Below are 12,880 nucleotides of genomic sequence, written 5' to 3'. Positions count from 1 at the left end.
AATGAAAATAATAGCGGTAATTCCGGCGCGATATGCATCAACACGTTTTCCTGCCAAATTAATGCAGGATTTGGGAGGTAAAACTGTAATTCTAAGAACTTATGAAGCCTCAGTTGCTACAAATTTATTTGATGATGTTTTTGTTGTAACGGATTCAGATTTAATCTTTAATGAAATTGTTTCGAATGGCGGAAAAGCGATTATGAGCATCAAAGAACACGAATCTGGAAGCGACCGAATTGCAGAAGCGGTAATGAGTCTTGATGTTGATATTGTAGTGAATGTTCAAGGCGATGAACCTTTTACAGAATCTGGACCATTAGAGCAGGTTTTATCTGTTTTTAGAAACGATGGAGATAAGAAGATTGATCTGGCCTCATTAATGCGAGAAATCAAAGATGAAGACGAAATCAATAATCCAAATAATGTAAAAGTTGTGGTAGATCAATCGCAGTTTGCCTTGTATTTTTCACGTTCTGTAATTCCATATCCAAGAGATAAAAATGTTGGAGTTCGTTATTTTCAGCACATCGGAATTTATGCTTTTAGAAAACAAGCTCTATTAGACTTTTACAGCCTTCCAATGAAATCTTTAGAAGCTTCTGAGAAGTTAGAGCAGTTACGTTATTTAGAATTCGGAAAACGAATTAAAATGGTCGAAACAACTCATGTAGGAATTGGGATTGATACTGCAGAGGATTTAGAAAGAGCAAGAGCAATGTTACGTGATATTTAGACATGGATAAAACGGATTCGCTTTCGCGAAGACGCTGATTTAAACGGATTTTATGTCATTGCGAGGAACGAAGCAATCTCGTTTGCTAAGTTCAAATTATAGTGAGGTTGCTTCGTTCCTCACAATGACTCTAACATTGTGTATTTAAAAACAAAAAGCTCCAAATATTTTGGAGCTTTTTTATATCTAAAACATTCTAAATCTTAGTATAAATCAGGGAATTTAGAAGGATTAACTTCGTTCATCATGCTGTAAACTTTCTCAAAAATATCTTCAGCAGAAGGTTTAGAGAAATAGTCACCATCAGTTCCGTATGCTGGTCTGTGAGCTTTTGCTGCTAAAGTCTGCGGTTTGCTGTCTAGATAATTATAAGCATCTTGTTCTTCTAAAATTTGCTGTAAAATATAGGCTGATGCACCTCCAGGAACATCTTCGTCGATGACTAAAAGACGATTTGTTTTGGCAATACTTTTTACAATGTCTTTATTAACATCAAACGGAAGCAGAGATTGAACGTCTATAATTTCGCAGTCTATTCCTAAATCTAATAATTCGGCTGCAGCTTGTTCAACTAATCTTAAAGTTGATCCGTACGAAACCAAAGTAATATCTGATCCTTCTCTTAATGTTTCTACAACACCAATTGGCGTTTTAAACTCACCAAAATTTAAAGGCGTTTTTTCTTTTAAACGATATCCATTCAAACATTCGATAACTAAAGCTGGTTCGTCACATTCTAAAAGCGAATTGTAAAATCCTGCCGCCTGAGTCATATTTCTCGGTACCAAAACATGAATACCTCTAATAGCATTTATAATCATTCCCATCGGAGAACCAGAATGCCAGATACCTTCTAAACGGTGCCCACGAGTTCTGATAATTAAGGGTGCTTTTTGTTTGCCAACAGTTCTATACTGCAATGTAGCCAAATCATCACTCATGATTTGAATCGCATATAATAAATAATCTAAATACTGAATTTCAGCAATTGGGCGCAAACCTCTCAAAGCCATTCCGATCCCCTGACCAATAATGGTAGCTTCACGAATTCCGACATCGGCAACACGAAGTTCTCCGTATTTTTCCTGCATGCCTTCTAGACCTTGGTTTACATCTCCAATATTTCCAACATCTTCACCAAAAATTAAAGTTTCTGGATATTTTGTGAAAATAGCGTCAAAATTATCGCGTAAAAGCATTCTTCCATCGATATCTGCTTTGGCATTTTCGGCATATTCCGGAAGTACTTTTTGCACAGAAAACACATTTTTATCAGACTCAGAATGTAAATTACTGCTAAATCTTGGCTGTGTAACTCCAATATAATCTGTAATCCATTTTGATAGAATTACTTTACTGTTTGGAACTTCAATAAAACGCAATATCTTTCTTGCTATCGCAAGCATTTCCTTTTTTAAAGGCGATTTTATAGCGCTTAATTCTTTTATATAAGTTCTGATTTTTTCTTTGTGATTGATGCTTGCTTCAGCAATCTGTTCCAATAACGACAAAAGGTTTTTTTGATCTTCAATTATCGGATTGATGAAAGAATTCCAAGCTTCTTTTTTAGCTTCAAGAACTTCTTTTTTTATTTCAAAATCAATTTCTGATAATTCTTCTGGCGATGCAATATTAATAGCAATCATCCATAAACGCATTTGGCGGATACAGTCAAAATCTCTTTCCCAAGCTAATCTTTCTGCGTTTTTATAACGTTCGTGAGAACCTGAAGTGGAGTGTCCTTGTGGCTGTGTTAATTCGTTTACGTGTATTAAAACCGGAATATGTTCCTCGCGGGCAATAGCGCCGGCTCTTTCGTAAGTTGAAACCAGCTCAGCATAATCCCAGCCTTTAACTCTAAAAATATCATAACCTTTTGAATCTTCATCACGTTGATAGCCTTTTAGAATTTCAGAGATGTTTTCTTTTGTAGTCTGATGTTTTGCGTGAACAGAAATTCCGTATTCGTCATCCCAAACACTCATAACCATCGGAACTTGTAAAACTCCGGCAGCATTTATGGTTTCAAAAAACAAACCTTCAGAAGTACTTGCATTTCCAATTGTTCCCCAGGCTACTTCATTTCCATTTACAGAAAATTTGTCTTTCGTAGTAATACCGTCAACATTTCTATAAATTTTAGAAGCCTGCGCTAATCCCAATAATCTTGGCATTTGTCCTGCTGTAGGAGATATATCTGAACTTGAATTTTTTTGTTTTGTTAAGTCTTTCCAAGATCCGTCTTCGTTTAGACTGTGCGTTACAAAGTGTCCGCCCATTTGTCTTCCTGCTGACATTGGATCAAATTCTAAATCGGTATGACCGTATAAACCTGCGAAAAATTGTTTTGGTGTTAATTCTCCAATCGCCATCATAAAAGTTTGATCGCGATAATATCCAGAACGAAAATCTCCATTTTTAAAGGCTTTTGCCATTGCAAGCTGCGGCACTTCTTTTCCGTCACCAAATATTCCAAATTTAGCTTTTCCCGTTAACACTTCTTTACGACCTAAAAGACTACATTCACGGCTAGTTACTGCAATTTTGTAGTCGTTCAATACCTCAATTTTGAAATCTTCAAATGTTAATGTAGTATTGCTTTTTTCTGTTATCATAATCTTGTAGGGTCATGTTTAGAATGCGAAATTACTTAAAAACAATCAATAATCATAATTCTTTAAAATAAATATAATTTAATTATTTGTATTTAAAATCAAAAAACCACCTACTTTTTTTGTGTTATGTATAGATAAAAGTTAAATTTAATGATAATTACGCATGTTTTTGTTTAAATTTTATTTAATTAGAACCATTTTCTAGTAAAAAGATTAACTAATGTTTTTGGGGCAAATGTTACTACAAATCTAATTTTTTCGTTGTATTTATTTTGAGAAATCTCCCATCCGTTATTCGAATAAACAGGAAAATAGAGTTCAAAATAGTCCTGAACCAAATTTAATCGGATACCGCTGTCATAAACAAAATCTCCATTTTGGTGTTTGCTTTTCATAAAACCAACATCGCCGTATACTTCAATCCAATTCCAAATCGAGTAGCTGGCATTAAACGCAGTAAGCCATTGATTAGCGTATCTTGGGGGTATCTTTGACTTAAATCCGCCTTCGGCCATCACGTATTGCTGACTAAAAATCCCGGTACTTTCAGATCTTCCAAAAAAGTTATAATCAAACATATAATCGGTTGGGCGATCTAATCCAAAACTAAAATAATCTGAGTTTGTTGTATTATAAATAAAACTTCCAGCGTATAATCTCAAATTCAGTTTATGGTTGTTTTCAAATAATCGTCTGTATTCGACTTCGCCAGAAAGTTTGCCAAAATCACCTGAGAATTGAACATCGGTCATAAAACTGAAATGATCAACTAATTCTGTTTTAGTATTCGAATAGCGGGCATTAAAAATCGAATAATTTGGTTTAGAATTATCAGTAATATACTCACTTGCTTCCCGATTTACGATAACTTCCCTGAACATAATCAACTGTTTTCTATTATCTCTAAAGTTTTTTTCACGAATTCGAAACTGCACCATCGGATTCAATCTTAAATAAGCAGCATCTGGCGCGTAATGAAAATAATTTTGACTAATCGAATAACGCACATTATAAAGCGTGCTGTTTCTGTAATATTCGCTCCATGAAAAAGCAGAAGATCCAGATAATGTACCAGCATTTATAGAATATGCAGGGTTAATGTCGAAGGTAAAAGGTTTGTCTAGAATTGTTTTGTTATGAAAACGAACTCCAGGCGTTAATCCGTCGTATAAATTGTAAGTAAGCGTAGGAATATATAAGATTTGGTTATAATATGGATCTTCTAAATCTTTGGCAAAATTAAATTTTATCGGTCGATTGGTAAGTACAAGGCTTTTAAGTGATTTCCAGTTGTTTCTTTGGTTGTATTCCGGAACTTCATTATCGTAATTAATTACAATTTTATCTGCATTTTTTCTGTCAAATTGATAAATCGAATCGGTGTTTTCAGGTTCAATCCATTTTTTAAAAACAATTTCATTTTTCTTCAGACCATAAACAGGAATCGGAGCAAACACATTTGTTTTGCTTTTTATTGAAAACTGAATACTGTCTTTGGTTCTTGAAACATTCGAAAATTTGTAATCAATTATATCACGTGAATCTATTATAGTTTTAAAAAACCAGTCGATATTTTTCGGACTGTTTTTAGTTAAGATTTTTTCAAAATCATAACGATTTGTCTGCTCGGTTTTATTCAAATTATAAAATTCCTGAACACTTTGCGGAACAATATTATGATCTAAATAGTCATCTAAATAACTCAAACTTAAACCTGCGCGATATTTACTGGCAATCTGCTCATTAAATTTAATTAAAGTATTTTTTGGATCTCCAAGTGGCTGATCCAAATTTTTTCGCGCCATCAGCATATAATAATAGCTGTATTGCTCGTTAAAAGTCAGATTAGTAATGTTGTAACTTTTAAAAAGTTTCATTCTTGAAAGCCTTCCCAGCATTTTTTCATCCAAATGATATTCTTCCATATATTTCATCATGGCGTATATCTGGATTCCATCGTAGACCCAATTGTCTTTTCTAGGATCAAGTCGAAGCGAGTTTTTTAAATAATTATTGAGATAGGTTTTAAAAAAAGTAATCTCAAACATAAATTCATCAGAAAACGGACTTATAAAAGAAGGAAGCTGATTTAATCCGTAAAATGGATTTCTTTCATAATCAGCCTGTGAAACTGTAATTTTTTCGTGGGGATATTTTCCAATAAATTCATTCGCAAAAGCAGCAACACGATTGATCACAATTGCTTTTTGAATTTCAGTTATTTTCTTGTTTTTTAAGTCAGACAAAACCTCAATAGTTCCGTTGTCATAGCTTCTAAAGTTATTTTGTTTTTCAATAAACAAATTAAAATCAGTTCTATTAGTTCCTGAAAACGAATAAGTGCTGAATGAAGGATTTGAAACATCTTTTGAAACCGAATTCAAATCAGTCGTAATCGAATAGCTGTTTGGAATTTTTATTTCAACTTCATAATCCGTTACAGCATTTGCAATATCATCTAAATTAAAATTGTTGTTTTGAGTAAAATGATGATTTTCAAATCTGGCAGGACTTAAAAACCAGTTTTTCAAGTTCATACCGCCATTCTGGTCAAAACCGTAACGTGTAAATTTATCACTCGGAATTTTAGAAATATAGATAAGATGCAAATCGATTTTTTCTCCAGGAAGCAGTTTATGGTTTAATTTAACTACTATAAAATCTGGATTTTTATCGGTTCTTTCCCATTCTAAAGCCATGTTCTCAGAATCGGTCAGGTTTAAAATTGTTGTATTTCCTCTCTCAACTGCTTTTGCTACATGAAAACCTCTATAAAATTCATCTGAAAAACGTTTTGCCAAAGGTGTGTTTTTATTTGCAAAGGCATTATTCCAGTCATTCAAAACGATAGAAGTGAGCGAATCATTTGATGTATTATAAAATGTAATATCCTGTCTTACATTCAGTGTTTTAAGTTCAAGATTAACCGCCACTTCCATCTTAGAATGATGTTGTGCATATTGTTTTATCGAACTGAATAAAACTAAAAGAAGGAATATGATTTTATAAAATGATTTCAAGGATGGTTTAAAAGTTAAGAGGATATACTTAAGTTACGAGCATAAAGTTCTTTTGGTTTTCTGTAAAAATAGCATAAAAAAAGCTGTTTATAAAAACAGCTTTGAAATTTAACCATATAAGTGATATAAGTAAATTTAAGTTCACAATTATTAGGTCAAAATATATAAACTTATATGACTTCTATGGTAGAAAAAATTTTAGAAATTTGGACTTAAATCGTATTTCTTGTAGAATTTATCTAATACGTCAACAACTTCATCTTCAGTGTCTACGATCTTAAATAAGTTTAAATCGTCAGGACTTACAGTCTGCATTTTTTCAACTAAAACCGTTTTTACCCATTCGATTAATCCTGACCAGAATTCAACGCCAACCAAGATAATTGGAAATTTCCCGATTTTCTTAGTCTGAATTAATGTAATCGCTTCAAACATTTCGTCAAGCGTTCCAAAACCTCCCGGCATAACCACAAAACCTTGCGAGTATTTAACGAACATTACTTTTCTCACAAAGAAATAATCGAAATTCAAGTTTTTATCGTGATCAATATATGGGTTAAAGTGCTGTTCAAAAGGCAATTCGATATTCAAACCAACCGAAGTTCCGCCTCCTAAATGTGCACCTTTATTTCCGGCTTCCATAATTCCCGGCCCTCCACCTGTAATTACACCATAACCGGCCTTACTGATTTTGTAAGCAATTTTTTCAGCCAATAAATAATATTTATCGTCAGGTTTTGTTCTCGCCGAACCAAAAATAGATACACACGGACCAATACGTCCCATGCTTTCGTAACCGTTTACAAATTCGGCCATGATTTTAAAAATCGCCCAGCTGTCGTTGGTTCTAATTTCATTCCACGTTTTTTGTTTTAAACGATCCTGAATTATTTTATCTTCATCATTATCAAAATCTTCTAATCTCATTTTAGGTATTTTAATTTATTATTTTTATTATGTTTTGGCTCTTGTTGTCATCCTGACTATGGTCTAAAGATAAGGAGCTGTTTCCTGCTGTCCGCTATATCTTTTCCTTGCTAAAGAAGCAAGAAAAAGGATGCCACTTCCATCAGGGCTAGGGCATCGTTTTCAATTGAACTTTGAGTTTAAAAGAAAAATTCTTTATTAATACGTTTGCTCTGCAATTGATTTGGTAATGTTGCTCTTAACCTTTCCGGTATGTTCCGTGGTTTTAGATTCGATAAGCATTATTGAACATTCTTCAACCGATGAAACCCTGTGATTTACGCCTTTTTTAACAACGAACAAATCACCTTTTTTCGTAGTGAAAGCGGGTTTATTTTCTATTTCCATTAAAAGCTCACCGTCGACAATGTAAAATAATTCATCTTCATTTTCGTGATTATGCCATGGAACTTCCTGACCTTTTATTTTAGCCACTTTAATATATTGATCGTTTACTTCGTCAATTATTTTAGGCGAAAAATATTGGTCAACGTTACTGAATTTTTCTTTTAGATTCATAGAGTATATCATAGGCTTTGTCAAAATTAAAACTCTGACAAAAATCGGGGGACTAAATTAACTCTTTTTTCGAGAATTGTTACAGAAATGCGTATTTATTAATTTAAATGTAACATTCTTGCTAATTTAAATTGTAGTCAATAATTCATTATCAGTATAGTAAGGTTATATACCTGAGATTTCAACGAATTTTAAGCAGTAAAAATTTTTGATGGACGCATTAGAAACCGTCCATCAAAAAAATATTTTTATTCCAATTCCTTTTTCAAAAACTTAGCTGTATAACTTTTTTTATTTTTCGCCACTTCTTCAGGAGTTCCTTTAGCGATTAATTGTCCGCCGCCTTTTCCGCCTTCAGGACCAATGTCTATAATATAATCAGCAAGTTTAATTACGTCCATGTTATGTTCGATAACCAGGATTGTATTTCCTTTATCAACCAATTTATTAATTACATCCATCAAAACACGAATGTCTTCAAAATGCAATCCAGTTGTAGGTTCATCCAGAATATAAAAAGTGTTTCCGGTATCTTTTTTAGATAATTCTCCTGCTAGTTTTATACGCTGTGCTTCACCACCAGAAAGTGTTGTGCTTTGCTGGCCAAGCGTTATATATCCTAAACCAACATCCTGAATTGTTTTTACTTTTCTGTAAATCTTCGGAATGTTTTCAAAAAATGGAACTGCTTCATCAACCGTCATATTCAATACATCTGAAATCGATTTTCCTTTGTATCGAATTTCTAGTGTTTCTCTGTTAAAACGTTTCCCTTGACAAGTTTCACATTCCACATAAACATCTGGCAAAAAGTTCATTTCGATAGTTCTAACACCAGAGCCTTCGCAGGTTTCACAGCGTCCGCCTTTTACGTTAAAACTAAAACGTCCGGCTTTATAACCGCGAATCATACTTTCAGAAGTCATCGTAAACAGGTTTCTGATTTCGGTGAAAACCTCTGTATAAGTTGCTGGATTTGAACGAGGCGTTCTTCCAATCGGACTTTGGTCAATGTCAATTACTTTGTCGATATGTTCTAAGCCTTCAATTTTTTTGTAAGGCTGTGGTTTTTTTACACCATTAAAATAATAAGCGTTCAAAATAGGGTAGAGCGTCTCATTAATCAAAGTCGATTTCCCGCTTCCTGAAACTCCTGTCACACAAATTAATTGTCCTAAAGGCAATTCGATTGAAACATTTTTAAGATTATTTCCAGTCGCTCCAGTTAATTTAAAAAACTTGCCATTTCCTTTTCTGCGTTCTTTCGGAATCTCTAATTTCATTTTACCGTTCAAATATTGAGCGGTAATCGTGTTCGATTTTAATGTTTCCGCTGGAGTTCCAATACTGATGATTTCGCCGCCGTATTTCCCTGCTTTCGGACCAATATCAATTACATAATCAGCACGTTCGATCATGTCTTTATCGTGCTCCACCACAATAACCGAATTTCCAATATCACGTAATTGTTCTAAAGAATGAATCAATTTTTCATTGTCTCTTTGGTGCAAACCAATACTTGGCTCATCCAAAATATATAAAACACCAACTAATTGTGAACCAATTTGGGTTGCTAAACGAATACGTTGTGCTTCACCACCAGAAAGTGATTTTGAACTTCGGCTTAAAGCCAAATAATTAAGACCAACATTCATTAAAAAGTTCAAACGGTCTTTGATTTCTTTTACTACTTCAGAAGCAATTAAAAGTTGTTTTTCAGACAAGTGATTATTCAAATCCTGAAACCAGATTGTCAAATCTGAAATGTCCATATCACATAATTCGGTGATATTTTTCCCATTCACTCTAAAAAACTGTGCTTCCTTTTTCAAACGAGAACCATCACAAACCGGACAATTAATTTCGTCCATAAAATCTTTTGCCCAACGTTTTATAGTTGTCGAAGAAGTTTCATCAAATTGATTTTTAATGAAGTTTGAAATTCCTTCAAAATCTATTTTATAATCGCGCGTAACGCCTAAATCTTTTGAATTTACGACAAACTTATCTTTGCCGCCATGCAAAATCATGGTCATCGCTTCTTCTGGAATTTTCTCAATCGGATCTGTTATTTTGAAACCAAATTTTTCTCCAATAACTTCTAATTGCTTAAAAATCCAAGATGATTTATATTCACCAAGTGGAGCAAAACCACCACTTTTAATCGATAATTTAGGATTCGGAATAATCTTTTTTACATTAATTTCATGTACAGTTCCCAATCCATTACAATGCGGACAAGCTCCTTTAGGAGAGTTGAACGAAAATAAATTTGGTTCTGGATTTTGGTATGAAATTCCGGTTGTCGGACACATTAAATTTCTACTGAAATAACGAACTTCATTCGTATCCTGATCTAAAATCATCAAAACATTTTCGCCATGGTGCATTGCAGTGTTTATACTTTCCGCCAATCGTTTTTGATTGTCTTCTGTATTTTCAATTAACATTCTGTCAACGACAATTTCGATATCATGGGTTTTGTAGCGGTCTAATTTCATTCCTGAAACCAAATCCTGAACTTCGCCATTTACGCGAACCTTTAAGAATCCCTGCTTTGTAATTTGTTGAAACAGTTCGGCGTAATGTCCTTTTCTAGCTCTAATAATTGGGGCTAAAATATTGATTCGTTTTCCGCTAAAATCCTGCATAATCAAATCTTTGATTTGGTCATCAGAATACGAAACCATTTTTTCGCCGGTGTTGTAACTGTAAGCATCTGCACCACGCGCATATAGAAGGCGGAGGAAATCATATATTTCAGTAATAGTTCCAACGGTTGAACGCGGACTTTTACTGGTTGTTTTTTGTTCAATAGCAATTACCGGAGAAAGTCCGTCGATTTTATCCACATCCGGACGTTCTAAACCACCAAGGAATTGTCTGGCATACGCCGAAAAAGTTTCGACATAACGACGCTGTCCTTCAGCATAAATGGTATCAAAAGCCAAAGAAGATTTTCCCGAACCAGAAAGACCTGTAATTACAACCAGTTTTTCTCTCGGAATAGAAATATCGATATTTTTTAGATTATGAACTCTTGCACCAAGAACTTCAATAGTATTGTCTTTATCTAGCATAAATTTGAGCAAAACGCAAAGTTACCACTTTGATTTGTTCTTTTAGTACTAGAGAATAGAAGTTTATGTTAAAAATTGTAACAAAATAACGCTACTGTAAAACGTTTATTGGGCATTATTCAATTGTCATAGAACGCAGTTTCATTCTATAAGCTTCCAGCGCTATAGATTTGGAAATGAAGCCATAGTATTTTTCGTTTCGTATAACAGGAAGAAATGCCGTTTTCGATTTTTCGAATTTACTCATTACAATTTCCATACTGTCAAAAGATGAAATTGTAGCCGGAGGTGTTTTCATAACATCTCTTATCAAGGTGTATTTTACACGATATGCATTAAAGATAATTTCGCGGATATCATTAAAATGAACTATTCCAACAAGTTCTTTTTCGTTATTGACAACGGCAAAAACAACTTGATTTGAGTGTGAAATAAGATCTACTAATTTATTTAAATGCTCATCTGGATGAACCGTTAAATAATCACATTGAATGATCGTATCAATATCTAAAGTTGATAGAATATTAGAATCTTTATTGCTGGTAAAAGCATGTCCTTTTTTAGCCAGATTTTTTACGTCAAGTGAATATTTTTCAAAACGCTTAGAAATAGCAAAACTAATTGAGGAAACAATCATAAGCGGAATCATTAATCCGTAACCTCCAGTTATTTCGGCAATTAAGAAGATTGCTGTAAGTGGCGCGTGAAATAATCCACTCAAAATACCAGCCATTCCAACCATTGTAAAATTACTGATCGGCAGTTTTGATAGACCAATAAGGCTAATGAATTTTGAAAAGAAATAACCTAAATAAGAACCTAAAAACAAAGACGGCGCAAAATTTCCTCCGTTTCCTCCGCTTCCAATTGTAAGTCCAGTAGCAAATACTTTTACCATCATAGTGCAGCCAACAAATAGAAGTAAAACCCACTGATTGTTTCTCAAATCTGCAAATAAAGTATTGTCTAATAATTGCCCTGGATCATTTTCAGATAGGGTTTTAATACTTTCATAACCCTCTCCAAAAAGAGTTGGAAAAATAAAAATAAGCAGTGCCAGTAACGAAGAACCGATTAAAGCTTTTTTATACGGGTTCCATTTTGATTTAGAAAAATAATGCTCGACTTTTTGAAAATTTCGTGCATAATAAACTGCTATAAATCCAGTCAATACTCCTAAAAGTACATAAAAAGGAATATTATGATAATTAAAAACTTCTTGTTTCTTGAAGGACAATAAAATACTTTCATCTAAAACAATTGCAGAAACCAAAGCACCTGTAGCTGCCGATATCATAATAGGAGTAAAGGCTGAAATACTTACATCAACCAATAGCACTTCAATTGCAAATAAAACACCGGCAATTGGAGCATTAAAAGCAGCTGAAATTCCCGCTGCAACGCCACAGCCAATAAGTAAAGTCCTGTCTTTATAAGGTAATTTATAATTTTGGGCAAAGTTTGAACCAAATGCCGCCCCTGTAATCACAATTGGACTTTCTAAACCGGCAGAACCTCCTAAACCAACAGTTAACGAACTAGTTACAATTTGCGCATACATTTGTTTTTTAGGAATAATACTTGCTTTCTTAGCAACAGCATACAAAATTTGCGAAGTACCTTTTTCAATACTTCCGTTTAAAACTCTTTTTACAACAAAAACAGTAAGCACAATTCCGATAATAGGAAGTATACTGTTAATGAAACTCAATTTTAAAATTCCGTTGATATAAGTCGCAAATGAGAAAACGCTGTGAGCAAAAGTTTTTAAAACAATTACAGCCAAAGAGCATGATATACCAATTAGAACACTTGATAAAAAAATAAACTGCTTTGGAGTCATTAAGGATTGTGCCAAAGCAATAATGCTTTCTAGTTTTCTAAAATATTTTTTTAGCATTCTGTTTGTAAAAAGTTAGGGATATTGCAAATTTAGCCTATAGC

The 12,880-nt window shown here is 33.6% G+C and carries 7 protein-coding genes; 1 reads left to right on the top strand and 6 read right to left on the bottom strand.

The window, feature by feature from the left end; translation table 11 throughout:
• Position 1: 1 nt before the first annotated feature.
• Complete coding sequence (kdsB, locus tag IR010_RS10920) at positions 2 to 736, top strand: 3-deoxy-manno-octulosonate cytidylyltransferase (RefSeq protein ID WP_194603768.1); 735 nt, start codon at positions 2 to 4, stop codon at positions 734 to 736.
• Positions 737 to 939: 203 nt separating this feature from the next.
• Here kdsB and IR010_RS10915 read toward each other — a convergent pair whose 3' ends face one another.
• From IR010_RS10915 to IR010_RS10890, 6 genes are all read right to left on the bottom strand, one after another.
• Positions 940 to 3,351, bottom strand: coding sequence for a thiamine pyrophosphate-dependent enzyme (locus IR010_RS10915; RefSeq protein WP_194603765.1), 2,412 nt, complete (start codon positions 3,349 to 3,351; stop codon positions 940 to 942).
• Between the two features lie 188 nt (positions 3,352 to 3,539).
• Entirely contained in the window at positions 3,540 to 6,290 is a 2,751-nt protein-coding gene (locus IR010_RS10910) for an aminopeptidase (RefSeq protein WP_194604216.1), read from the bottom strand.
• Between the two features lie 279 nt (positions 6,291 to 6,569).
• A complete protein-coding gene (locus tag IR010_RS10905; RefSeq protein ID WP_029273620.1) occupies positions 6,570 to 7,298 on the bottom strand; it encodes a TIGR00730 family Rossman fold protein in 729 nt (242 codons plus the stop codon).
• Positions 7,299 to 7,496: 198 nt separating this feature from the next.
• A complete protein-coding gene (locus IR010_RS10900; RefSeq protein WP_194603763.1) occupies positions 7,497 to 7,856 on the bottom strand; it encodes a cupin domain-containing protein in 360 nt (119 codons plus the stop codon).
• 248 nt (positions 7,857 to 8,104) lie between these two features.
• The gene (gene uvrA, locus IR010_RS10895; RefSeq protein ID WP_194603760.1) at positions 8,105 to 10,936 is read right to left on the bottom strand and encodes an excinuclease ABC subunit UvrA; all 2,832 of its coding nucleotides are present in this window, start codon (positions 10,934 to 10,936) and stop codon (positions 8,105 to 8,107) included.
• A gap of 115 nt (positions 10,937 to 11,051) precedes the next feature.
• Entirely contained in the window at positions 11,052 to 12,836 is a 1,785-nt protein-coding gene (locus IR010_RS10890; protein WP_029273617.1) for a chloride channel protein, read from the bottom strand.
• Between the last annotated feature and the right edge of the window lie 44 nt (positions 12,837 to 12,880).

The organism is Flavobacterium sp. MR2016-29 (assembly GCF_015350695.1).
Lineage (GTDB): Bacteria > Bacteroidota > Bacteroidia > Flavobacteriales > Flavobacteriaceae > Flavobacterium.
The sequence above is the reverse complement of the archived record's forward strand: the minus strand, read 5'-3'. Positions and strand labels throughout refer to the sequence as shown.